Raw genomic sequence first — 22,752 nt, 5'->3', positions numbered from 1 at the left:
TGAATTAATTGTTTATCATCCTTTTAAGGTGAATGATTCCACTCTGTTACGAAGTGTGGTGGCGACTGATTCCAGTTGTTGTGCGGAACTGTTCAGAGCCACCATCGTCTCGCTGGTAACCGTTGCTGAATTGCTGATATCTTCTATATTTTTAGAAAATCCAGTGGTTGTTTTGTAAGCACTGCTGGTGCTGTTGGTGATATTGTCAGCCACTGTGGCCTGTTCGTTGACTGCTTTCGTGATGACCAGTGAGGATTCTCTAACGAGTGCAATTACATTTGATATCTTTTCGGCAGAATTTACTGCCTGTACTGTGAATTTCTGGATATCGTTGACGTTTCCATGAATATTTTTTGCCGTTCTCATGCTCTGGCTTGCAAGATCTTTTACCTCCGAGGCAACCACGGCAAATCCTTTACCTGCATCTCCTGCGCGGGCAGCCTCGATGGTGGCGTTCAGGGCAAGAAGGTTGGTCTGGTCAGCAAATTCTGTGATTGCCTGATTCGCCTTACCGATGCTGATTACCACTTCATTAAGTTGTTGAATGATGGCAGAGGATTCAAGGGCGGCTTGTTTTGCCTCTTCGGTGGTCTGGTTACTGGCTGCTGTGTTTTCGTTGATCTCCCGGATGGAGAGAGACATCCTCTCCGTTCCATCTGTTACGACCTGGAGGTTGTCGGTGACCGATTCAAAGGAGTGTCCCATTTCCTGGGCACGACGTTCTATAATGGTGGAAGTGATCTCCAGGTCGTCTGAAAGCTCGGTTACTTCCTGGGATGTTTTTAAAAGATTATCTGCGTTGTCACTTATTTCACTGATAATGGCGCTGATATTATCAGTGATGGCGGTGAGCGACTTTCCAAGGGTATCGTTGTCGGAGTGTACTTTGATCTCTACTGCAAGGTTTCCTCCGGCAATGGCCTCAGCTTGACTGGCACGTTCCCGAATGTGGTCAACCATGGTGTTGAGCGCATTTGCCATTTCAGTGAGCTCTTTGCTTGTCCGTATCTGTAGGGATGAAGAGGTGTCACCTGTTGCAAGAATTGTTGAAAAATCGATAACCTGTCTGATTGGAGCAATGATTCCACGACTCACGGCAAGATACGCTATGACCTGAGAAAGGAAGACTATGGCAAGCGTGAGAAGGAGTCCAAAAATCCAGCGCTTCTGTTCAGCCTGCATAAATTTTGTCGCATCACTGATGACCAGAAGAAGACCGATTGTTTTGTCGTCAGGGCCCTTTAAGGGGAGAACATCTGCAAGAAAATCAGTATTTTGAGCCCTAGTCTGGATAAAAGACGCATCTGCCACGTTCTCGGGCAGTGATGTCAGTAACTTTCCGGCCAATTCCTCATTGGTGGAAAGGCTGATTGTAGCACGGTCAATATCATAAAGCATTACTTCATTTGTTGTAAGTTCTCCTACCTGTTGGATCCAGAGGGCGGAGTCAAGGGCCAGTTCCACGTATCCAATGGTATTATCATCGTCATCGGTTATCACGGTAGCAACACTGTAGGAGACAGGTAACAACTGCTGTGATTTGTCAGGTCCGCGGAAAAAATAGTGAAACTCAAAGTCCTCTGCAGCTTTCTTGAAAAGTGGTTTGATTGCACCTGGCAGCTGCTCAGGATAGGGGGGGGAGTCGTTCTGTGATTGCTGGAGTATTACTTCGAAATCAGCGTTGTAGACGATAAATTTGGTGATATGCTGTTCCTGCAAAGAGAGAAAGAGTCCATCAAGAACCATTTTGGAGCCACTGTCCTGAGAATCCATTATAAAACGTATTGTTTCATCTGTGTTGAGGACATTGGTGAGTGCTTTCTCAAGAGTGGGACGCTGGTTGGCTATGGCCCCGTTCAAAGCAATTGTATCACCAATATGCATGGTACGATTGCGTTCCTGTTTCAGGGCTCCGGTTCCCTGAGTGTATATATACAGGAACACCGGGAGAAGAAGGAAAAGCGGAAGGGCAGTCATACCCATAATTTTATACTTTAAGGACAAAGAATTCATTGTACCTCTGGGTTGGGGGAAGAGGGTTGTCAGGTCTTTTGTGTCTGCAATTGAAAAGAGTGTATCATAAACAGAATGAAAAAGTGAAATCCTAAAACAACTTTTTTTGGTGTGTGCAGTTTAAAAAAACTGATAGCCATAACTGGCTGCACCAAAAAGAGCCACGTCATTTTTCAAAATAAGATGGATGGGAATAGATTCCATAAGAGATGTCATCTTTTCCTTTTTTCTGAAGGCATTGAGGAAGGGGGCAAAGGAAACATGCTCCACAATTCGCGGGAGAATTCCCCCACCTATAAATAAACCTCCGGTAGAATAGGTTTTCAGAGCCAGGTTACCTGCTTCTGCACCAAGGATTTCCAGAAAAAGTGAGAAGGTTTTTATACATAGTGGACACCTGCGGTCACCGAATGCTCCCTCTGATATTGCGGGTGCCCTGTCCGCTGTTGTGGTGATTCGTTTGAAATGGTCAGGGTCTCTGGCGATATCCGTAGCTGCAAGAAAATCGAAAATATTGGGAAGTCCAATGCCGGAGCAGAGGAGTTCATAGCTGACGGAGCTGTGCTTTTGCTGCAGATACCCGAGAAGTTGTGATTGCTCTTGATTTAGAGGTGCAAAATCACAGTGGCCGCCCTCTGAGCCCTGAGGAGAAAAGCATGTATCCCGACGAATGAGATACCCTTCTCCAAGACCAGTCCCTGGGGCAATTACTGCCTGAATACCCTGCTCTTCAACCTCTCCCCGTTGAATCTGGAAGAGTTCTTTTTTTGCAAGAAAAGGGAGGCCACTGCAGACAGCAGTAAGATCATTAATCAGGGTGACCCCGGTGAAGCCAAAACTGCTTTCAAGTTCTTTTTCATTCAGTACCCATTCCCGATTGGTAAACCTTGCACGTCCGTTATGGACAACGGCAGCGACCCCAAAACAGGCGTATGATGGTGTTGGAGAATTCGCTGAATCTAGGAATTCTGCGAGGATTGTATCAAAATTGTGGAAAAGAGTGTTGTGATAACGCCTGCGACAAAGAGGCGGGGCATCCGGTGTCTGTGAAAGGTCAAAGATTGCCAGTTCACTTTTGGTCCCGCCTATATCTGCTGCCAGGAGGTATGCCATGCTATTTTTCTTCCGTGGGGTATTTTGCTCTGAACCACTCTCTCCAGCCACCTTTCAGTGCAGAGACGTTTGTGTATCCATCAGCCATCAACTGTCGTGCCAGACCGGCACTTGTCGCTTCGTTGGGTCAGGCGCAGTAAAGAACAAGGGGTTGATCTTTTGTGTAGTCCTTTGACCATTTGGCAATGTCACTTCCAGGGGCTTGAACTGCCCCTTTTATTTTAAACTCACTGGAGCTCCAGTCTCTTCCTGAACGAACGTCAAGGATTACCACATTTCCGGAGTCGAGTTGAGCTTTAAGCTCATCTTTGCTTATGAGCGGGACCTCTCCGGCTATTGCCGGTAGCGCTGCGCAGAGGAGAAGGAATGAGAGTAGCAAAAGGGTGAGTTTTTTCATAGGGTTTTCTCCGTTTGTTTAGGTGTGGTTTTTGTGCCTGTAATCTTGTTTATAAAGATCCAGATGGCTGCAAGCAGACCACCGGTTCCAAGCATGGAAAGGATAAAGAATGTTATCTCATTTCTCTGTGGATTGGTAACGATAAGAATGAAAACTGCCGCTATAAGAAGAGTTGTGGCCATGGCTCCGGCAAGGGGAACAGTCTGGTGGACCCTGTGATTTGTAAGGATAGCGGAGAGGCAGAGCAGGCTATGATGTATAAGCCAGAGAATAAGTGAGCCACGCAGGAGTGTTTCAAGCAATTCGTCGCCTGCGAGTCCTTCGGCCATTAGTATACCCGTTGCAAGGGCAACCAGCAGTGGAAATACCCGGCGTTGTATGGTGACGAGTCTGTCTCCGTTGTTAGACGTTACAATATCAGCAAGCATAGCCCTGCACATAAGCATCAGACCGGTTATGGCCCCACAGGTGCCACTGATAACAGCCACCCCCATTATCTGGCGACCAGGATCTCCCATGATTGTGCGTGCCACAGTCATGTAAGGGATGGTTGAAGAGGCTAAACGCTCCGGATTCACATAGCAGAGAGATACACAAATCCACAGGAAAAAAAATACCAACCCGGCAATGGGGACTAGAAAAGGGTGTTTTGTCTTCACGCCTGAGGTGCTGCCCGTAAAGAGAAGAAGCATGAGGACTGATGAGGCGGAAGAAAAACTGCCGGGTTGCTCCAAAACCCCGTACACGGGGGGCTCGGTTCCTACTATCCCTGATAGGGCGAGGAAGAGCAAAGCTCCTACTGTAAGAAGAACAAGAAAGATCTGAGCCCGGAAAATAACTTTTTCGGGAAAAAATTGGAGAAGAGTCAATAGAGCCAGGAGCAAAAAGGAAAACCCGAAGTTGGGAAACCAGTAGAGAAAGACTTCATTGAATGTATAGCCGGAAGTGACAAGCAGTGCCGTTGCAGCCAGAATCACAAGGGGGATGGATGAGGCCAGAGTAAGGCCGATTGCCGGGATTGTTCCCGTCATATACCGGAGAAGAAGGTAGTTGTTGTCATGCTCTGCAGCACGCTGCGAACGGGTCAGGAGATTGCCGGAAATACTTAAAAGAAGGGCTGCAACAGCTAACGCGGGAAATGCCAGCCACCCCATATTGCCAGCACTGTTTCCTCCAATAACCAGAGCTTCAGGAGAGAGTAGCCAGCCTGCCCCAAGGGCAAATGAAAGCAGAAAAGAGTGCCTCATGCGTACCATTCTCCGATGGTAATGATTTTCCGGCTAAAAGATGAGCTGTTGGAGGTCTGACCTGATGTGCGCATTGGCAGGCCAGGGAATGAAATTTATCTGTCTTCAACCGTGATGGCATCTTCATCGCAGAGTTCGACGCAGGTGAAACATCCGTGGCACTCTTCACCGTTAACAACGGTGGCCTTATCGTAAATCAGTTCGTACACTTCTCCAGGGCATCCCTCGACACATTCGTTACAACCAGTACATTTTTCCTCTTCAATGCTGATGTGCCACATGGTGGTCCTCCTGGTGGGGTTAGTGAGCATTTCCAAGAAAGTATATGGCCCGAATTGAATAAAATCAAGAAAAATTCCTAAGAAGGATCATGAATGATAAACCGGCATGTTTTCCAGGACTTCTTTAAAAATAAGTTTTATTCATTGTTGAGTTTTTGCAGGAGCCGTTTTGCGGAAGAAAAATGAATTTTTTGAGTGCCTGGTACGGTAGAAGAATATTTTGAAAAGCTGCCAAAGCCTCTCAATTGCACCTTTTCCCCACCGATCAGGGTCTGTGAAAGAACTTGTGCCAGTGCCTTGAGGAATCGATCGGCCTGTATACTTGAGAGTGCTGTTCTGTCTGTAAGATCCTGTGGTTGCAGGCAGTTGTCGTTGGTGTTTACTAAAAAACCAACGCCATGACATTCCGGACAGTCTGTGTAGGAGAACTGGAATCTACTGACGCCGCCAAACCAGGTCATTTGCCCGGTTCCGTTACAGCCCGGGCAGGGAGGTGGTTGTGTCTGTTTCATTGAAAAAAGAGAGTGAAATTTATGATTTTATCAGGATGGTAGTAATATCTGCTTTTGTAGGACTCTGCAATGGGAAAGTTACTCATTGTATTGCTGAAATCCATTCACAAAGCATGATGTCTTTGCTATACCATATAACATGACATTTGTCGGGTATTTAACAATGCATTTACCATCTTAGGAGCGTCCAATGAAAACTGTGAGAAAGTCTGTCTGTACCATGTTGTCCCTCTTTTTTGTCCTTCCTCTTGTTTGTGCCTGTGTCGGTGGGCAGTCCGGTCAGGGAAGTGCCAGTAAGGCTGCACCGGAGAGTGGTGCAACAAGCAAGTCTGGAACTGAAAAACTGGAACTGGCTTCCGTTGAGGATATGGTGGCGGGAGCACCTCTGGCAGTAAAGTATGATAATGTCATCATAGGTAAATTTGAGAGCAGTACTCAGGTTCAGACCGATTATCCAAAAGCGGCCAGTGACTGCGAAGAGCAGATAGTGAATCAATTGAAATCCAAGAAAAGCTACAAAAATGTAACGGATGATGGGACTAAAAAGTTTTCAGGAAAGACCGCCGTGGTTGATTTGAAAATTGTTGATATGAGGATCACCAGTAACGCTGCCCGTATGTGGGGCGGAGTTTTTGTCGGGAGTTCTTTTATGGATGTAATGGTGGAGATACGAGATGCAGGCAGCAAGAAGATCCTGCATCAGAGACTGCTTTCCACTTCTAATAGTGCCTGGGCTGCTTCCTACAATGGTGGCTCCAGTGATCAGAGTTTACCAGCTGATTTTGGAGTTCTCATTGGGGAGTACTTTTCGAAAGTTATCCCGGCGAAGTAGTATAGTATGGCAGTGCTGCTTGGATGTCCGTTCGGTGTAAGTTCTTCTGGAAGAAGGGATTGACATTGGTCGTGATAAGTTCAGGCAGGTATGTAATGTATTACCGGAAGAGCTGGAATAACAAAGAGAAATTGTAAGGATGAACGAATAGATACAATATGAAGAACCAATCCTTGAAGCCTCCGCTTGTCATGGGGGGCAGGCCTGTTTCAGGGCCGTAAACGGGCCCAGGCCTTTGATGTCTATCGCCTCCTGCCAGGTCTTTGCCGCAAAACTTGCTCTTGTCGAGCTTGATATAGACCTTTGCATCCCCCTTAAATGATACCAGCGTTACCCGGTTGTCCGCATGCTGGCCGACATCCCCTGGATGCTTTGGCGGATGAGGACACGAATAGTATCGGGCACATGGCCGTCTTTGCCGGCCAGCTGCCGTCCCCTCTTTATTAACTCCACCTGGATCAGGTTGAGGGGATCCACATAGGGATCACGTTCCTCAATGGAGCGGGCAAGCCAGGAGGTAACTTCAAGTAAATCATCGCTGCCGTTGACATAGAGCACCGCCTTGCAGGATTTGTCGTATTCAGTGACCAGAAGATCCCAGATGACTCGGCGCTGCTTCTTGTTTTCGGCGAGCTGGGAATAGATGTGAGCAATGCTGGGTGAGGCCTTGGCCACGGCCTGTTCAGCGTTATCCACAGTTGCCTTGAAGAAGGCCCATTGCTGATACATCCGGTTTAACTTCTGCCAGCCCTCTTCATCGGCTGCGGCAAACTCGACCATGGCTGTGCCAAGGCCATACCAGGCTGGAATCATGACCCGGCTCTGGGTCCAGGCAAAGACCCAGGGGATGGCCCTGAGGGTTTCCAGGCTGTGGACATTCTGCTTGCGCCGCGACGGTCGTGAACCAATGGGCAGGGACTCTATCTCGTCAATGGGGGTGGTCTGACGGAAATAGTCAACAAAACCGGGCTGCTCTACCAGGTCCCGGTACACCTCATACGCCCTTGCCGCCAAGGACTCCATGCAATCCAACCACTCCTGACGGGGCGGCTCACATTTTTCAGCCTCCACCAGAATAGTGGCAGCGGTTACCTGTTCCAGGTGGCGGAAGGCAATCTCCGGATCATCATAACGGGCTGCCAAAACCTCACCCTGCTCGGTCATCCTGATGGCCCCGGCCACAGTATGAGGCGGCAGAGACATTATGCTGCGAGCCGCCGGGCCACCGCCACGGCCCAAGGAGCCACCGCGCCCGTGAAAAAAGACTGGTTTTACCCCATGGCTTCTGCACACGTCATACAGTTCCGACTGACCACGATAGAGCGACCAGCATGCCTCAAGATAGCCGCCATCCTTAGTGCTGTCAGAATAGCCCACCATAATGGTTTGGGTCCTGCCATAGCTTGTCAGATGGGCTTTGTAGAGCTTGTTTTCAAGGAGGTACTCCATGATGGTGGCCGAACGCTTGAGGTCATCAATGGTCTCAAAAAGCGGCACGATACCGGCCGGCCCCACCCCGAGTGAATCAGGATCGCCTGCCTCGACTGCGGCCCAGCGCAATAGCCAGAGAACCAGCAGGACATGGCTTGGCTGGTGGGTCATACTGATGACATGACCACCAAGGACTTCAGGTCCGTAAAGATGGACGGTCCGGGTCAGCAAGCGAAAGAGGGCCAGGGCTTCCCGGGTCTGGTCGGAGAGGGCGTCAGCCTCCAGAGGCAGGGCAGATCCCATAGTACGGCACAGTACATCCTGGCGGTCTTGTTCATCCAGATCCATATAATTGCTACAGAGTTGCTGGCAGGCAAGTAATTCGGCCACCACCTGCTCATAATCACCAGACTCCTGGCGGATATCCAGGCAGGCCATGTGAAAACCAAAGACCCGGATACGGCAGAGCCAGTTTGTCACCGTGTTTTCCGCTACATCTCGGGCATCATGGTCCCATAAACTCTGGCGGACCAGCTCGATATCGGCCAGCAGCTCGGCCGCCCGTTGATAGGCTCCAGGCGGTAGTTCAGCAAAAGGAACGGCAATCCTGCTCTGGTGCAGGCGCCACTCAACCGCTCGAAGCCAGCGGCGATAGAGCTCCTGTTCCGGTACGTCATCAATCCGGGCCTGCATCTGGGGCCACTGCTCCATCATCTCGGCAAGCCGCCGGACCAGTTCTTGATTGACGCCAATCTTGCGCATGGACATGCTCAACCTCTGGTACATCTGCCGGCATTCCTGAAGGTGGGCGTCAAGGGCGGCCTGCCGTAGAATGGTAAGGGTCTGGGCAGTGACCTCACTGGTGACAAAGGGGTTGCCGTCACGATCACCACCGATCCAGGAACCGAAATGTAAGAATCGGGTTCTGGAAAAGATATTGCCGTAGAAATAACGCCCCAAGCCATCTTCCAGCTCTTGATAAAGGCGAGGCACTACATCCCAGAGGGTCTGCATGAAGAAGAGGGCACGTTCGACCTCCTCGATGACCGTGGGCCGTTCAGGGCGATGGGGCTCGGTTTGCCAGAGTGCTACAATTTCACAGTGAATGATCTCCTCCAGACGCTGCTCCTCGCGCGGCAGGAGGTCGTGCTGGTTGAGTTCCGCCAAACATTGCTGGATACGCTTGAGCTTGGCACGTACTGTTCGCCTCTTGGCCTCTGTGGGGTGCGCAGTGAAGACCGGTTCGATAGAAAGTTTGTCAAGAAACCCCTGGACCTGGTCAGCACCATACCCTTCTTCACCGAGGTAGGCGATGGCTGCGCTAATGGACTCCGGGCGAGGGTGGTGGCCACTGCGTCTTTCCCGGTCACGCAGCATCCGCACCCGCTGGCGATCTTCGGCCATGTTTACCAGATCAAAACGAAGGCTCGCTGCGGTCAGTACAACCTCAGCCTGGCGCTCATCAAGGTCGGCCACCAGTTTTCCAAGCTCATGGGCTGCTTTTATGTCCCCGGCCCGACGTGCTTTGGCGAGATCAAAAACATGCTCCACAAGTTCGGTGAGTTCAACTCCAACCTGCTCCTGAAGGACACGATAGAGATGTTCGGTAAGGTTATGAATTTCAAGGACAAGGCTACGCGGGCCAGCCATATATATCTCCCAAAGAATATAAAAGTTAGGATTTGTCGGAATAGTTGCAGCATAAAGATGGTCAAGTAAAAGTGGACATTTTTTTTGTGACTTCTCCCAGAATCAGTTTTATCTCCGATTTCGTTCGGTTAATGTTCGAGATTGGAATGGCTTGTCATTCTATTATTAATAGGCTAGCCCACAAACACGACGAGATTAAGGATGTATAAAAACAGCAAGATAAAGCTGTCCTGTTCAGCGACGTTTGCCGATAAGTGAACCAAGAATACCCCGAGCCAGAGAGCGGGCCACCTGGGAACCGAAACTTCGGCCAATGGATTTGAGTGTGCTTTCCAGGACGGATTCTCTTTGCCTGCCGGAGGGTTTGTTCCTCTGCCTTTCCTCGTGTGCAGCTGCCTGTTCCCGTTCAAGCTCGGCTGCTGCTTCCCGACGTTTCTTCTCCACTTCTTCTTCTCTTGCTATCAACAGTTCATATGCTGATTCCCGGTCAACCACAGTATCATAGCGCCCTTTAATTGGTGAACGATCCATAAGTCTGTTTTTTTCTTCCGCAGCGATGGGGCCGATTTGAGAATGGGGGGGAGCCATCAGGCACCAGTCCACCACTGTGGGGCGTCCTTTGGGATCCAGGGTGGAAACCAGTGTTTCACCAACTCCAAGTTCAGTGATGGCTTTTTCGGTGTCAATTCCGGGATTCTGGCGGAAGGTCTGGGCAGCTACTTTTACTGCCTTCTGATCTTTGGGGGTGAAGGCTCGGAGTCCATGCTGGATGCGACAACCCAATTGTCCCAAAACCTCATCCGGAATGTCATTGGGATACTGGCTGACGAAGAATATCCCCACCCCTTTGGAACGTATCAGCCGCACAACCTGTGTGATGCGATCAATCAGGGCCTTGGGCGAATTATTGAACAGAAGATGTGCTTCATCGAAAAAGAATACCAGTTTTGGCAGAGGGGCGTCGCCGCGTTCGGGCAGTTCTTCCATAAGTTCGGACAGAAGCCATAATAGAAATGTGCTATAGATTCTGGGGTTTGAATAGAGTGATGACGCATCGAGGAGGCTGACCACTCCACGGCCAGAGAAGTCGGCGTGCATCAGATCGTCAATGTTCAGAGCCGGTTGGCCAAAAAAGACTTCCCCACCGGATTCTCGCAGAACCAGAAGTTTACGTTGAATGGCAGAAACACTCTGAGAGGCGATATTGCCATATTCTTTAGCCAGTTCGTTACGGTTTTCTGAAATCCAGTTGAGCATGGAGCTCAGATCCTTAAGATCAAGGAGGAGTAAGCCCTGGTCGTCGGCAACGGAAAAGGCAACGTGGAGGATGCCACTCTGGGTGTCATTCAGTTCAAGAATGTTGGCCAGCAGGACGGGACCCATTTCCGAAATCGTCGTACGTACAGGATGGCCAGTTTTGCCTTCAATATCCCAGAACAGGGTCGGGCAGCCCTCAAAGGGGTGGGCACTGACCCCCATGTGGTTCAGCCGTTCGCTGACTTTTGGATGTGGCTTGCCGGGATTGGCGATGCCAGAAAGATCCCCTTTGACATCTGCAGAAAAGACAGGGACTCCAAGCCTTGAAAAAGCTTCGGCCAGGAGCTGCAGAGTCACAGTTTTACCGGTCCCCGTTGCTCCGGTGATTAATCCATGGCGATTTGCCATGGCGGGATTGAGAAGGATTTGCTCACCTGCTTTATTTCCACCTATAAGAATCTGTTGTGGCTCTGTCATTGTATAACTCCTGACTCGAGGTGCTGAAGGTTAAGAGATAGGCTGAAGAGTGAAGGAGGGCAGCTGAAGTAGTCCACCCAACAGTTTTGTAATTATAACCTTATCGGGAAGGATAATCAAATGTAAGGGCCGGGCGTACCCTGTTATTTTTGTCTTTCACGTTACAGTTGACGAAAGTGGTGCAGCCAATTCGCTGTATTCCATTATGATTGTGAATATGGCCGAAAATATGAAACGTAGGTTTTATGCGTTGTACAGCATGGAGAAGGTCACTACACCCGTGGCTGGCTCCACCATCTTCATCCATAATGCCGGCGGGTGGACTGTGGGTGATAAGGATGTCTGTATCCTCTGGAATCAGATCCCATTTTTGGAGTATAGCTCCGCCACGGGGAAGAGCAAATGCATCGCAGGCATTGGTGTTAAAGATTGGCTGCCAGGGAGAGCCGTGGATTTTGATTCCTTCAATGATTACACTTTCGTCCTGAAGATAGGTGGCATCCCGAAGCAATTCGCGGCCAAGATCCGGTGATGAAGCCAGGAGGTGGTCATGGTTGCCGCCGATTACCACTTTGTATGGATGTGGCAATGATTTCAGGAAAGTGTTGAATCCCGCAACATCCTGCAGAGTCCTGCATACAGACATGTCTCCTGCGAAGATGAGTAGATCACCATCCGGGATTTCCACCCGCTGGTGGAGCATGTGGGTATCACTGAAGGCGGTTATTCTCACGGCTGGATTTCGTCAATGGAGCGAATGTCCATGGCTTCGGTTTTGTTGTTGTTTTCAGGGTTGGCCACTATCTTGAACTCAAAAATATTGTCGGAGTCCAGAAAAAGCCCATCGGAGCTGACACTTGATTTAGAACAGTGAAAAAAAACACTTTCCGCATGGAGTCCATGTGCCTGCATGGAGTAGTAGCGCATAAAACCAAAGCCCCGGTCACTGTTGTAATTTATTGGGATGCCTCGATACCAGCGCCCCCCATCCTGTTGAATTGGCAGAAGGCCTGGGATAAGAAAACCTGAGAGAAAACTGTCTGCCTCTTCCTTGAGATCGCTGCTCACATTGTTGAAGGCGATTACTTCAACCCGGCATCCCATGTTCTGGAGGGCCTGAACCAGACGGATAAAATCACCATCACCGGTGAGAAGGATGATCTTGTCGAGCTTTCTGGCCTGGAGCAGGGCGTCGATTGCAAGATCCATGTCCGCATTGGCCTTGGTGGTGAGTATCCCCTCATCATCAACAAAGTGTTTGACGTACTTTTTGATAACCTTAAAGCCGCACTGACGCAGAATGTTGTGATAGCGGTACAGTTTCAGGCGATAATCGCGGTCTTCCTTGGTTCGTTCACCATTTTCGGCAAGGTAGCAATTAGCGCGGAGCATACTGGAGCCACCACGATTGGCAAGATCCACCAGCACATCATAGCGCATTCCATATCCACCGCAGAGTCTGATGTTTTCGGCATCAACGTATATTCCAGTTTTTAATGTCATGGTGTTTTGCAGAATTTTCCTGTAGATTTAAAAGAAGGGACAGCTTCTTATTCCATAAACCACGGTGCAGAGCAAGGTTTTTTCCAAGAGATATGGTGTGATTGTTTAGCCACCAGAAGAAACTATGATTACCAGTACATCTCAAATTGCCGCCCTTTACGGACCACAGGGCAGTTCCGGACTACAGAGTCAAAAAGCCCAGTCCGGGGGGGCACAGATGGAGCCCGGCAGGGCGGGATCTGCTACGGTGATTGAAAGCAGAGGACAGAATATGTTTCTGCTCGAGACAGCAGGCTTGCGCTTTGAAGTACAATCCAATGTTCCTTTGGTAAAAGGTGAACAGATCCAGTTTCAGGTTCTGCGTACCGCACCCGTTCTGGAACTACAGATAGTTGATCCTGGCCTTCCCTCTCAGGCTCGTCAGGCTCTTGCTCTGGCAGGTGATGTGATCAACGTGAAACCCCTTTTACAGAGTCTTCAGAAGAGCTTTTTTTCCACCTCAGGATCTGTCTTAACAGGTTCTGCTGTTTCTTCTGATATCGCCAGACAGGATTCTCAGCCCGTTTTGCAGAAAATGGATGCCGGAGCTGTAGAACAGTTGATCCGTCAGGGAAATTATACGGTGAAGGCCACTGTTACCGAGCTTCTCGGAGAAAACAGAGCAGTGGTTCGGATTGGTGGCGAGTCCTATCAACTTCAGGGGGCCATAGGTGCTGAGGTGGGGGAGAGTAAAGTGCTGCAGTTACAGTCATTGCAGCCTGTACCTGGTTTTGTAGTTTTGAATGCAGGGGGAGTGCCGGGTAACACGCAGCCTCTTCTGCTTACGGGACAGATGCAATCATTGCCAGCCCTGGTTAGAGCTTTACAATTGCCGTTGTTCTCTGGTCTTGAACTGCTGCAGCCAACACAGCAGCAACTACTGCACAGTATGGAGGGACTGCAGCCGATTCAACTTCAGGAACCAGGGGCCGGTGAACTTCTTAAAACCAGTCTTGAGCAGCTGGGACTTCGATCAGAAATACTGGCGAATCAGGGCAAAGGGCAGGACACTGTGGCTCAGCTCAAGTCAGTTCTGGCGGAGATTTCCCAGATTTTCAAAGGCCAGGAGGAGATCAGTACGGCTGCCGGCCGTATTCTTGCCACTCTGGAGAGCAGCCAGTTTATTCAGGCAAGTCTCCAGCAGGAGAATGGTGTTCTGTTCCCGCTGCTCTTCTCTTTTCTCGAAAAGGGCTATCTGCTTGTGGATCAGGAGGCAGGCGGACGTAATGAAGAGGAGAATAAGGAGAACGACTGTTCCTGTACGCTGCATCTTACGGTCGAAGGGCTAGGAAACATACGGGTCAGGTGTGTTCAGACTGCGGAAGCAGTCAGGATTGCCTTTTTTCTGGACACCAGGGAAAAGGCTGACTTCGTTGCTACCTTTGGAGCTGAGTTGAAAGAAACAATCAGTTCGGCCCCCCTGCTTTCCCTCAGCTTTGCTGCCGGTGCTGGAGCACCAGGCACAACGCTGTTACAGAAAATTCTTCCAGATGACCAGTCGATTCTAGATACCAGCGCATGAGTAAATGAGATTTCTTTTAATATTCTGATCAGAAATCCCCACATAAAATGAGTTGTCTGTTATCTCAGCCATTGCCACGGGTTTTTGTTTTTCCCTCCTGAGCATTGGTTTCGATAAAGGCAATAATTATATCTGCCACATTTTTTCCGGATGCCGCCTCGATGCCTTCAAGGCCGGGTGATGAGTTCACCTCCATGACAACCGGGCCATGGTTGGCACGCAAGATATCCACCCCGGCCACATTGAGACCCATTATTTTGGCAGCTCGTACGGCTGTGGAACGCTCTTCCGGGGTGATTTTTATTTTTTCAGCTTTGCCACCCCGGTGGATATTCGATCGAAAATCACCCACCTTACCAGTACGCATCATTGCAGCAACCACCTTGCCACCAACCACGAAACACCGAATATCTTGTGAATTAGCCTCTTTGATAAATTCCTGTACCAGGATATTCTGTTTCAGTCCCCGGAAGGCCTCAATAACACTTTCGGCTGCATTGTTGGTTTCAGCGAGAACCACGCCGATTCCCTGGGTACCCTCCAGAAGTTTGATAACAAGCGGCGCACCCCCTGCAAGATCGATAAGATCCTGGGTATACATGGTCGAATGGGAAAAACCGGTCACCGGTAGACCGATTCCTCTGCGGGACAAGAGTTGCAGGGATCGGAGTTTGTCCCGGGATCTGGAAATAGCTACGGATTCGTTCACTGAATAGACCCCCATCATTTCAAACTGCCTTACCACGGCTGTGCCGTAAAAGGTTATAGAGGCACCTATACGGGGAATAACTGCAGAGAAGCCCTCCAGAGGTTCACCTTTGAAGTGAATGGACGGTTTATGAGAAGTAATGTTCATATAGCAGCGCAGTGGGTCAATCACATGCACTTCATGGCCACGTTTTTCCGCATTTTCGACCAGTTTTGAGGTAGAGTAGAGGTTTTTATCTCTGGATAAAATACAAATTTTCATTCTTATTTCCTTTTGAGTGATATTTTGAGCGTCGTATAACTGCTCTCGCAGGTAAGTGTTCCATTGTGTTGCTCATCACGGAGTCAGGGGCAATGGATTGGTTGTTTGTTGTATTATAACGGCCAAAGATGAAGAGTATGTTGACGCAGTGTGCAAAAAGGTCTTGTTTGAGGAATCTTTGTTCTAATTTATAGATCTTTCTCTGCACTCTGCCCATCGGAACTACGAAGATGGACATCCAATTGCGGAAAGGGGATTTCAAGATCGTTTTCGTTCAATACTTTGTAAATAGTGCTTAAGATTGTGTCCGTCGTTCTTGCTGGGCGCCTGGCATTGGGGCCTTCCACCCATACATTTGCATTATAGGCTACAGCGTTATCTCCATGAGCAGTCATCTGAACTGTCGGGTCAGGGTGTTTCAGGACAATTGGAGTTTTCAGCATAGCTTCCTTGATAACCTTTTTGACATGGTCGGAATCGGTGCCGTAGGCTACGGAGAAAGGAATTTTAAAGCGTACTTTTTCATCGGTATACGTCCAGTTAACCACCTGTGATTCCATGAGAGTGGCATTGGGAATAATGACGTTGATATTGTCGTTGGTGCGCAGTACCGATGCTCGAATGTTCATTTGTACCACACTTCCCCTGAGACCGCCATCCTGAACGGCACCTCCGAGAGAGATAAAATCTCCGGGCCGGATGGACTTGTCAAAGAGGAGAATGAACCCTGAAACCAGATTGTTGACAATGGTCTTCAGGCCAAAACCGATACCCACTGACAGGGCACCGGCAATCATGGCGAAGGAACTGGTGTTGATTCCAAGTGACGAGAGGGCAACCATGGCAAGAAGAAGAAACAGCGGGTATTTTCCGGCAACATGGGTCAGGTGAATTGTCTGTTCGGTCCAGGAATGTTTTACTCCCAGACGATGGATGAATCTTCCATAGAAGCGAGTAATCAGGAGACCCAGGACAATAATAAAGATAACCTGGAGAAGAATCAATAGAGACAGAGTAGCACCACTATAGGAAAGAATGGGGTAGTTCAGGATAAAGAGGACCCTTTCAAAAGCGGTACTTGTGGCTTCCCGCGTTCTGGTGACCACAGCGCCGATGCCTGTCTGCTTCAGGTCTATGGCCATTCCAAGCAGCCAGCTTCTATGGTCAAGACTTTCTGCCTCTTTATCAATGAGTATGAGGCTTGCAAAAATTGTCTGGATGTTACTATTGATGCTTTGGAGCAGTTTTTTTGTTTTGGGACTGATGGGATCAGTAGTGTTGCTGAGGAGGGCCAGTTCTTTTTCAAGAGAAAAGAGGGCGTTTTGTGAGTCGGTTATTTCTTTTTTTAGTAAAACTAGCTGCTTGAGGATGTCATTTGACAGGTCTGTCAGCTCAGAGAAATCGGGATTTTCATTGAGTAAACGGTACCAGGCAACTTTTTGTGCCTGTTGCAGTTGTTTCAGGTTGTTTTCCTGTCGTTTGCTTTCTGAAAGGAGTCTGTTAACCTTCAATTCATTCAGTTTTGCCTCTTCGTATATGCGTATTTTTTTTTCGTCAGCAGTGAGATCCTTGCCCAGGTAGCCCTGTAGAATGTTATCCTGTTCCTGAATCCTGATATTATTCTCAGTGACTGAAAGAGCACTGTCATCAACGCTTTTCTGGAAACGAACTTTCTGTTCTGCCAGGAGGCCCTCCTCAGTGGCTATTCTCTGTCCGTCGACGCTGGTTTTTTTCAGCACAAGAGGGTAGATTTTTTTCGCCTCCTCCAGAGCATCTTTGAGCTGTTTGTCGATTTTCTGCTGCAGTCCATGTTTACGCAACTTGAAAGCGTATTGCAGTTGCAGTAAAGCAATTTCAGGATTGTTGCTGTCAAGGGCCGTCAAACGACTATGGAGCATTTTGAGCTGCCGCTGACTGTTTTCCAGGTCCAGGCTGTTCTTTTTTTCATCAAGACTGATTTTGATATGATGATCAAGAAATTGTTCAAATTCATCCCAGGTGAGACTCCCTTTGGCTGCCAGTTCGGAAAAAATCCTAGTGGTGCTGAATTGCTCAGGGGTGTCGGGTAGTTCCACTAATCTGAAGAGTATCTGCTGTTGCATGAGCAGGTTGTCTTTTTCCTGTTCGTTTTTGGTGCTTTTTAGTTTTTCAGTAATGGATTGCTGCAAAGTTGTATAGGAGGCCTGCCTTTCCTCCTTTTTATCCGAGAAAAGCAGTGTATCTGGTTCTGCAGCCAGGGTGGGGGAGCTATCAAAGGCCAGGATAAGAAAAACGAGAGAACAGAAAATACGTCTCCATAAAAGAATTAACAAATAGTGGATTCTCATTATCAGGCCCCATATGAAAGATAGGATGTGGATGGATTTGCTGGAACTGAATGTGAAGATACCACATACGCTGACTTTTTAACCCGTATATCGTTAGTTGATGGGGGGAATTTCACACATTGTGCCAGGTGTGAATGAGGCAGGTCGTTGAAATGCCGTCGTCGTTTGTTGGTTTGATGGAGGAGGCTCTATGAGCACAGCCATTTTATATGTTCCATCGGCTTTTTCTCTACTCCAGCGTAAGACCAGGGAGACGGATGATCCTGTCAACCAAAGGACATGTTGCTCGACTGTGAAGGCAGAGCCTGCAACTTAAGCGGATCTATACTGCGAATAAGATACTGACCACCACAGACATGACAGGAGACAATATCGCCCTGCTGCTGAGAGTCAGAAACGACAAGCCCGTCAACGCTGCAGCAGAAACTGCAGCTACGGTATTGATATGTAAAGGACCTTTTTCCTGTTCTTGTCTTCATTTGCCGATTTGTCTGATTATACATAATAATAGATAGGGAGAATCTTACGGAAACCTATATTTGGCCGGGGTACTCATCTGAACCATTATAAAAGTTTAGGGGGTGAAGGCGGAGTGGATGAAGCGAATGCATTTCGTACTCGCCACCACAGCCTTTACACAAAACCACATCACCGAGCCTGGCATTACGGGGAACTCTGATTTCCCACGTGCAGATTGGGCATGCACTATTTGAAATCATTCTTCTTTTCCTCTTTGTCAGCGCCCCTTTTCTTTGCGATGGGTTCAGGACAGAATCCTGAAGGGGATCTTCAAGAGAAGAGAGACTCTTTACTTTTCGACTGGTGATGAGTTTTCGAGGGGAAGTCTCTCCAATGTTTCCTTTTCTTTTGTATTTCTCGCGACCACCCAGTATTCTGGCCATATTTTTCGTCCTCAGTGGTACAGCTTTTTCTGTGTTCAATTTCAGGCCTTAAAGCTCCTGAGCAGCAAATGATAAATGCAGGTAATGAATAGATACCAGGAGAGAAAACAAGGAGATCACGACCCCCTGGTACCAATTCATCACAAGCACTAAAATGAGTAGCAAGCGACGTGCCAGATTGAGTCGGAGGTAAGGGGCAGCACTGTACGTGCCGGGAGAGAGGGTTGCAGGAAAGGGAGTTTTTAGCTTTCCAGGGAAAGCGGAACTGAAAAGTCCTGTTTGTTGAGTTAGATGTGCGACCAGTCGTCAATAAACAGTGGTGATCGACTGAGTACCTGACCGTTAGGCATTATGCGGCAGGCAGAAACACAGGCTCTTTCACCAGCTTTGGTTTTTGTTGCCTCCTTTCCCTGGGAAATAACTTCGGATACCAGCATTTTTCTGTTGATGGTTACTATAACATCACCCACAGAGCAGGTTAAAATTCTTTTTTTTGTAGTCATAAGCACTTTTGAACCTGGGTTGTGGGCATTTGTCTTCCCTCGCGCAGTTTCGTGGGGATTCATCAGCAACAGAATGCCTTTCCCCTGGCATCTCTTTCTTCGATTTCTTGAGAAGAGAGAGGTTGTAAGGTTGTAACTTTTATACTTTCTTTCTCTGCTTCGCCAGTCATCGTACCGCTAACCTTGATGTTCTGGTGTAGCATCGAACTGAGATTGTTCTTTTTATTATTGCAGTTCAGGACATATTTTCGCTCATCATCAGTACAGAGGGCAAACCCGGTGATCTCGCCATCCTCTGCCCACTGATCCGGGACAAGTATTCCTGCAAGTGTTACTTTTTTCTGTTCAAGTCGTGTCATGTTTATTTGTCTCCCTGGTTTGGCCACGAACTAGCAGCAGCATGTCTGTTTTGGCAACAAAGCATGCTCAAATCTGTGGCATCTGTCTCCATGGCGGGAACATTTGAGATGCTGATTAATGGAGAAATCCATAGAATATCAGAATGTTCTGTGAGCACAGGTTCATTGCCAGATCACTGGAGCACTATCTGAATAGAATATTTAAAAAGGAGTCATCTCTCCTGTCGTTACAGTAAGGAACGAGGCATGGTGGGGCTTGCCAGAAGGAAAGAGTCGTCAGTTTCAGCAAACACAACGCATACCAAGAAGTGATAAGTAACTGGTACTTAGCTGAGTAGCATTTAGTGTGAAAATCTTCACGAAGTCCTCTTCTTCAGAAGAATTTCCAAGGATTAATACTCGTCTTCTTCAAAACAGTAGTCATAGTCTGTTTCCAGTGCCTGCAACTTCACTGGATGCATTGATATGATCCTGTATTCTCGTTCGCATTCGTTACAGTAAACGTCATCTCTCACTTCGTTGTCATAATAAATCTGAATATCACCACCGCAGGCCGTACATCTTTTTGTTTTCATCACGTTCTCCAAAAGTAATATTGACTGTTTTTTTGATTTTTTGTTAAGCAAACAGTGTGCCATATGACTCTGTCAGTTTTTCAATTGAATATGCTGCGCTGAGGCATTCAGGGTCATCCGTTGTTCTTTTTCGTTGTGAAAAGGTGTGTCAGAGTGTAAAGGCAGAATAGGTTGTAGGCTGAAAGTGTCAGGGGAAGGAAAAACAAATTCTCGGAACCTGAAATTCCGAAACGGGAAAAAAACAGAACTGAGAATTCTTAAACTGGGGTCAGGGGCTATGGAAAACATCATGGTTATTAGTCGAGATCGTGAGGTCATGACCACTTTCCGGGAAAGTTGCGGAGAAGATGCCATTCTCTCGACAGCATCTTCTCTGGTGGAGGCTGTTGAAACCGTTAAGCAGTATCGCAGTGATCTTCTCTTTATTGACATGGAAATTCTTAGTGCGTCAGCGGTTACAAGTGGCTACAAAGCCGTTCTGCAACCGTTCTGGTTGCGTTATCCAAGCCTGAAGATTGTGGTCATGACTAACCAGGAAATGTTGCGGGAAGCAGTGGCTGCTGTGAAACTGGGGGCCTGTGATTATATTATGTACCCCATTATAGCAGATGAAATCAGGCTGGTTTCCGCTAGTATGAGTGAGGCTCAGAAGGTACAGTCTGAGCTGGATTATCTGCGTGATCAATTCTGGGACAAGGATGCGGCTCCCCTGGTTCAGATAAAGTGCGCGGCGATGCGAGAGGTCTTTTCCAATGTGCGATCCGTTGCGCCCACCAAAAGCACTGTTCTTCTCACCGGCGAAACAGGAACAGGAAAAGGAGTGCTGGCCAGGATTATTCATAAACACAGTAATCGCAGGGATGAACAGTTTATCAGTGTCCACTGTGGGGCAATCCCGGACACTCTTCTGGAGAGTGAACTCTTTGGCCACGAAAAAGGTGCCTTTACCGGAGCAGTGAAGCGAAAGCTTGGTAAATTCGAGGTTGCCAATGGTGGTACAATTTTTCTTGATGAGATTGGAACGCTTACGCCCGCAGCTCAGATCAAGCTCCTGCAGGTTCTTCAGGATGGCGTTTTTCAGCGTATTGGCGGGGAGGCAGAAACCAAGGTAGATGTACGTATCATCGCAGCCACCAACGAAGACCTTAAACAGCTCTGTGAGGAAAAGCAATTTCGTAATGATCTCTACTACCGGCTCAATGTTTTTCCCATAGAACTCCCGCCACTCAGGCACAGAAAGGAAGATATTCCGGGGCTGGTGGAGATGTTTATCGGCCAGTTGAACCGTTTTCATACCAAGGAGATATTCGATATCCACCCTCAGGTGATAGAGGCCTTTCTCAACTACTCCTGGCCGGGTAATATCCGTGAACTCGAGAACATCATGGAACGAGCCTATATCCTGGAAAGGACAGCGGTCCTTGTGCCGGAGAGCTTTCCGGCAGAACTGTTCACTACCGAAGATCCTCTAAGCAGGGTGCAGATGGACACCATGCTTCCCCTGGCGGAGGTGCGGAGAAGAGGAGTTGAAGAGATAGAGCGCTGTTACCTGAAAGAGGTACTTGACGAGTGTGGCGGAAAGATCAACGCAAGTGCTGAGGCTGCCGGTGTCAGTACCAGGCAGCTGCACAAGCTGATGAAGAAGTACGGCCTGCAGAAGGAAGAGTTTAAGAAGTAAGGGCTTGTAACAAAATCTGTCCCTTACTCTTCCCAAAATAAACGGCCGCAGGTGGTTGCATCACTCCCTGGGCACTGCCCGTTGTTTCTCTCGGTGGTTCATTGGTTAATCAATCATAGCGACCGTCGTTATAGTCGTCATCATCGTCATAGTCATAGTCACCTATGTTGTAGTCTTCGTCGCTATCCTCATCGACATTGTCGTCGTCGTCATAATCACTTATGGGGTCGAAAACATCGTCGTCATCATCTTCATTGAGTAATTCCAGTTGCAGTGGCTTCCGCGAATTAATAAGATATTCAGCGTCACATTCTTCACAGCAGACGATATCACCACGTCCCATGTAAAAGCCAAGGGAAATAACGCCATCGCAGGCTTTGCAATCTACTATCTCTTCATTTTCATATTTCTTGCCTTTTTTTCCCATCCTCTCCTCCTTCGATTGGTGTTATTCCGCCAGTGTTTGTATTAAATAAAGTAAGATCCATCCAACCAGGGTGTCCCAAGTTGCCGCTCTTTCTGGACTTGAATCGTGGTTGGATTGCGACTGGAAATAATATAAGCCTCTTCACATTCTTTGCAGTAGACCATGTTCCCCCGCTTCAGATAAGAGGCTACTTCAACATGCGCACCACAGTTTTTACACTCACACCAGTCCATTACTTCATCCGGTTCCCTTTCACGCATGCGTCCTTCCTCATATTGATTAATGTTGTCCGGGGAGCATTGAGTTCACGGACACCCGGAAAAATCATTAGCACTTATCGTGCCAGAGACGTTAGTTGATTGTTGTCGTGTTAATTCGGACAGATAGCGTTCTCATTGTGGCGGGCTGAAAATATTCGAGGAGAGATACTGTGGTTTCTTGTTCAGAATAGGAACCTGGAGGTCTGGTTAAGCAAGTCCGGGCTGCGTCAGGTAAAGATATGGTCGTTGCCAATCAAGGGGGAATCTGATTTCCACTAATCCTCAGCCTACCCGTCTGAGGGGGAGTTGTTTCGTGTTGCTTATATGGGCATCTGCGGCCTGGACGGCCGCAGCAGAGCCCCCAGGGATGGGTTTATGCGTCCCATATAATCGACACGGAACAACTCCGGATTGCAGAACTGAGTTTCGATGGTAATCAGGAATGGGAATCATGAAATGGCTACGGAAGGAGCGGGC

General features: G+C 48.3%; 23 protein-coding genes. 3 read left to right on the top strand and 20 right to left on the bottom strand.

What is annotated here, in order from left to right:
- Positions 1 to 15: 15 nt before the first annotated feature.
- From UWK_RS03110 to UWK_RS03085, 6 genes are all read right to left on the bottom strand, one after another.
- Positions 16 to 2,013: a methyl-accepting chemotaxis protein gene (locus UWK_RS03110; protein ID WP_015402892.1), complete on the bottom strand. Its 1,998-nt coding sequence runs from the start codon at positions 2,011 to 2,013 to the stop codon at positions 16 to 18.
- A gap of 120 nt (positions 2,014 to 2,133) precedes the next feature.
- On the bottom strand, positions 2,134 to 3,126 hold the full coding sequence (gene glk, locus UWK_RS03105; protein ID WP_015402891.1) for a glucokinase: 993 nt from the start codon (positions 3,124 to 3,126) through the stop codon (positions 2,134 to 2,136).
- Position 3,127: 1 nt separating this feature from the next.
- Positions 3,128 to 3,523: a rhodanese-related (seleno)protein gene (locus tag UWK_RS03100; protein WP_265588641.1), complete on the bottom strand. Its 396-nt coding sequence runs from the start codon at positions 3,521 to 3,523 to the stop codon at positions 3,128 to 3,130.
- Positions 3,520 to 4,770, bottom strand: a complete 1,251-nt coding sequence (locus UWK_RS03095) for a hypothetical protein (RefSeq protein WP_015402889.1) — start codon at positions 4,768 to 4,770, stop codon at positions 3,520 to 3,522. The genes UWK_RS03100 and UWK_RS03095 overlap by 4 nt, the downstream gene beginning before the upstream one ends.
- Positions 4,771 to 4,865: 95 nt before the next feature.
- Positions 4,866 to 5,051, bottom strand: coding sequence for an ATP-binding protein (locus tag UWK_RS03090; protein ID WP_015402888.1), 186 nt, complete (start codon positions 5,049 to 5,051; stop codon positions 4,866 to 4,868).
- 137 nt (positions 5,052 to 5,188) lie between these two features.
- A complete protein-coding gene (locus UWK_RS03085) occupies positions 5,189 to 5,512 on the bottom strand; it encodes an HU family DNA-binding protein (RefSeq protein WP_041916289.1) in 324 nt (107 codons plus the stop codon).
- Between the two features lie 241 nt (positions 5,513 to 5,753).
- On the opposite strand from UWK_RS03085, the gene UWK_RS03080 reads away from it, so the two are divergent.
- Positions 5,754 to 6,395 carry a DUF4410 domain-containing protein gene (locus UWK_RS03080; RefSeq protein ID WP_015402886.1) on the top strand — a complete coding sequence of 214 codons (642 nt, stop codon included), beginning with the start codon at positions 5,754 to 5,756 and terminating at the stop codon, positions 6,393 to 6,395.
- 330 nt (positions 6,396 to 6,725) lie between these two features.
- On the opposite strand, the gene ppc is transcribed toward UWK_RS03080, so the two are convergent.
- The 4 genes from ppc to UWK_RS03060 form a co-directional block, all read right to left on the bottom strand.
- A complete protein-coding gene (gene ppc, locus UWK_RS03075; RefSeq protein WP_015402885.1) occupies positions 6,726 to 9,476 on the bottom strand; it encodes a phosphoenolpyruvate carboxylase in 2,751 nt (916 codons plus the stop codon).
- A 234-nt stretch (positions 9,477 to 9,710) separates the two neighbouring features.
- A complete protein-coding gene (locus UWK_RS03070) occupies positions 9,711 to 11,210 on the bottom strand; it encodes a helicase HerA-like domain-containing protein (protein ID WP_015402884.1) in 1,500 nt (499 codons plus the stop codon).
- A 100-nt stretch (positions 11,211 to 11,310) separates the two neighbouring features.
- Complete coding sequence (locus tag UWK_RS03065) at positions 11,311 to 11,943, bottom strand: metallophosphatase domain-containing protein (protein WP_041916288.1); 633 nt, start codon at positions 11,941 to 11,943, stop codon at positions 11,311 to 11,313.
- Positions 11,940 to 12,713: a LabA-like NYN domain-containing protein gene (locus tag UWK_RS03060; RefSeq protein ID WP_015402882.1), complete on the bottom strand. Its 774-nt coding sequence runs from the start codon at positions 12,711 to 12,713 to the stop codon at positions 11,940 to 11,942. The genes UWK_RS03065 and UWK_RS03060 overlap by 4 nt, the downstream gene beginning before the upstream one ends.
- Positions 12,714 to 12,837: 124 nt before the next feature.
- On the opposite strand from UWK_RS03060, the gene UWK_RS03055 reads away from it, so the two are divergent.
- The gene (locus UWK_RS03055; RefSeq protein WP_015402881.1) at positions 12,838 to 14,274 is read left to right on the top strand and encodes a hypothetical protein; all 1,437 of its coding nucleotides are present in this window, start codon (positions 12,838 to 12,840) and stop codon (positions 14,272 to 14,274) included.
- Between the two features lie 64 nt (positions 14,275 to 14,338).
- Here UWK_RS03055 and rimK read toward each other — a convergent pair whose 3' ends face one another.
- The 7 genes from rimK to UWK_RS03025 form a co-directional block, all read right to left on the bottom strand.
- Complete coding sequence (gene rimK, locus UWK_RS03050) at positions 14,339 to 15,244, bottom strand: 30S ribosomal protein S6--L-glutamate ligase (protein WP_015402880.1); 906 nt, start codon at positions 15,242 to 15,244, stop codon at positions 14,339 to 14,341.
- A 188-nt stretch (positions 15,245 to 15,432) separates the two neighbouring features.
- Positions 15,433 to 17,571, bottom strand: coding sequence for a mechanosensitive ion channel family protein (locus UWK_RS18120; protein WP_015402879.1), 2,139 nt, complete (start codon positions 17,569 to 17,571; stop codon positions 15,433 to 15,435).
- 266 nt (positions 17,572 to 17,837) lie between these two features.
- Positions 17,838 to 18,050, bottom strand: a complete 213-nt coding sequence (locus UWK_RS19225; RefSeq protein WP_153304803.1) for a hypothetical protein — start codon at positions 18,048 to 18,050, stop codon at positions 17,838 to 17,840.
- 54 nt (positions 18,051 to 18,104) lie between these two features.
- The gene (locus tag UWK_RS03040) at positions 18,105 to 18,473 is read right to left on the bottom strand and encodes a hypothetical protein (RefSeq protein WP_015402878.1); all 369 of its coding nucleotides are present in this window, start codon (positions 18,471 to 18,473) and stop codon (positions 18,105 to 18,107) included.
- A gap of 287 nt (positions 18,474 to 18,760) precedes the next feature.
- Positions 18,761 to 18,976, bottom strand: a complete 216-nt coding sequence (locus UWK_RS03035; RefSeq protein WP_153304802.1) for a hypothetical protein — start codon at positions 18,974 to 18,976, stop codon at positions 18,761 to 18,763.
- Between the two features lie 62 nt (positions 18,977 to 19,038).
- Positions 19,039 to 19,335, bottom strand: coding sequence for a hypothetical protein (locus UWK_RS03030; RefSeq protein WP_015402876.1), 297 nt, complete (start codon positions 19,333 to 19,335; stop codon positions 19,039 to 19,041).
- A gap of 392 nt (positions 19,336 to 19,727) precedes the next feature.
- Positions 19,728 to 19,910, bottom strand: a complete 183-nt coding sequence (locus UWK_RS03025; protein ID WP_015402875.1) for a hypothetical protein — start codon at positions 19,908 to 19,910, stop codon at positions 19,728 to 19,730.
- Between the two features lie 289 nt (positions 19,911 to 20,199).
- Here UWK_RS03025 and UWK_RS03020 point away from each other — a divergent pair, with 289 nt between their 5' ends.
- Positions 20,200 to 21,588, top strand: coding sequence for a sigma-54-dependent transcriptional regulator (locus UWK_RS03020; protein WP_015402874.1), 1,389 nt, complete (start codon positions 20,200 to 20,202; stop codon positions 21,586 to 21,588).
- 109 nt (positions 21,589 to 21,697) lie between these two features.
- Here UWK_RS03020 and UWK_RS03015 read toward each other — a convergent pair whose 3' ends face one another.
- The 3 genes from UWK_RS03015 to UWK_RS19560 all read right to left on the bottom strand — a co-directional run bounded on the left by UWK_RS03015 (position 21,698) and on the right by UWK_RS19560 (position 22,728).
- Positions 21,698 to 22,015, bottom strand: a complete 318-nt coding sequence (locus UWK_RS03015; protein ID WP_015402873.1) for a hypothetical protein — start codon at positions 22,013 to 22,015, stop codon at positions 21,698 to 21,700.
- 41 nt (positions 22,016 to 22,056) lie between these two features.
- Entirely contained in the window at positions 22,057 to 22,275 is a 219-nt protein-coding gene (locus tag UWK_RS03010; RefSeq protein WP_015402872.1) for a hypothetical protein, read from the bottom strand.
- A 282-nt stretch (positions 22,276 to 22,557) separates the two neighbouring features.
- The gene (locus UWK_RS19560; RefSeq protein ID WP_167320687.1) at positions 22,558 to 22,728 is read right to left on the bottom strand and encodes a hypothetical protein; all 171 of its coding nucleotides are present in this window, start codon (positions 22,726 to 22,728) and stop codon (positions 22,558 to 22,560) included.
- Between the last annotated feature and the right edge of the window lie 24 nt (positions 22,729 to 22,752).

This window comes from Desulfocapsa sulfexigens DSM 10523 (genome assembly GCF_000341395.1).
In the GTDB taxonomy this organism is placed as follows: Bacteria; Desulfobacterota; Desulfobulbia; order Desulfobulbales; family Desulfocapsaceae; genus Desulfocapsa; species Desulfocapsa sulfexigens.
The sequence above is the reverse complement of the archived record's forward strand: the minus strand, read 5'-3'. Positions and strand labels throughout refer to the sequence as shown.

Coding starts and splice junctions, on each gene's coding strand:
- UWK_RS03070 (WP_015402884.1), bottom strand. CDS start 11,210: ATGACAGAGCCACAACAGATTCTTATAGGTGGAAATAAAGCAGGTGAG.
- UWK_RS03040 (WP_015402878.1), bottom strand. CDS start 18,473: ATGGCCAGAATACTGGGTGGTCGCGAGAAATACAAAAGAAAAGGAAAC.
- UWK_RS03110 (WP_015402892.1), bottom strand. CDS start 2,013: ATGAATTCTTTGTCCTTAAAGTATAAAATTATGGGTATGACTGCCCTT.
- UWK_RS03020 (WP_015402874.1), top strand. CDS start 20,200: ATGGTTATTAGTCGAGATCGTGAGGTCATGACCACTTTCCGGGAAAGT.
- glk (WP_015402891.1), bottom strand. CDS start 3,126: ATGGCATACCTCCTGGCAGCAGATATAGGCGGGACCAAAAGTGAACTG.
- UWK_RS03035 (WP_153304802.1), bottom strand. CDS start 18,976: ATGACTACAAAAAAAAGAATTTTAACCTGCTCTGTGGGTGATGTTATA.
- UWK_RS03095 (WP_015402889.1), bottom strand. CDS start 4,770: ATGAGGCACTCTTTTCTGCTTTCATTTGCCCTTGGGGCAGGCTGGCTA.
- UWK_RS03010 (WP_015402872.1), bottom strand. CDS start 22,275: ATGCGTGAAAGGGAACCGGATGAAGTAATGGACTGGTGTGAGTGTAAA.
- UWK_RS03055 (WP_015402881.1), top strand. CDS start 12,838: ATGATTACCAGTACATCTCAAATTGCCGCCCTTTACGGACCACAGGGC.
- UWK_RS19560 (WP_167320687.1), bottom strand. CDS start 22,728: ATGATTCCCATTCCTGATTACCATCGAAACTCAGTTCTGCAATCCGGA.
- UWK_RS03090 (WP_015402888.1), bottom strand. CDS start 5,051: ATGTGGCACATCAGCATTGAAGAGGAAAAATGTACTGGTTGTAACGAA.
- UWK_RS03015 (WP_015402873.1), bottom strand. CDS start 22,015: ATGGGAAAAAAAGGCAAGAAATATGAAAATGAAGAGATAGTAGATTGC.
- rimK (WP_015402880.1), bottom strand. CDS start 15,244: ATGAAAATTTGTATTTTATCCAGAGATAAAAACCTCTACTCTACCTCA.
- UWK_RS03025 (WP_015402875.1), bottom strand. CDS start 19,910: ATGAAAACAAAAAGATGTACGGCCTGCGGTGGTGATATTCAGATTTAT.
- UWK_RS03030 (WP_015402876.1), bottom strand. CDS start 19,335: ATGACACGACTTGAACAGAAAAAAGTAACACTTGCAGGAATACTTGTC.
- UWK_RS03085 (WP_041916289.1), bottom strand. CDS start 5,512: ATGACCTGGTTTGGCGGCGTCAGTAGATTCCAGTTCTCCTACACAGAC.
- UWK_RS19225 (WP_153304803.1), bottom strand. CDS start 18,050: ATGAAGACAAGAACAGGAAAAAGGTCCTTTACATATCAATACCGTAGC.
- ppc (WP_015402885.1), bottom strand. CDS start 9,476: ATGGCTGGCCCGCGTAGCCTTGTCCTTGAAATTCATAACCTTACCGAA.
- UWK_RS03080 (WP_015402886.1), top strand. CDS start 5,754: ATGAAAACTGTGAGAAAGTCTGTCTGTACCATGTTGTCCCTCTTTTTT.
- UWK_RS03060 (WP_015402882.1), bottom strand. CDS start 12,713: ATGACATTAAAAACTGGAATATACGTTGATGCCGAAAACATCAGACTC.
- UWK_RS18120 (WP_015402879.1), bottom strand. CDS start 17,571: ATGAGAATCCACTATTTGTTAATTCTTTTATGGAGACGTATTTTCTGT.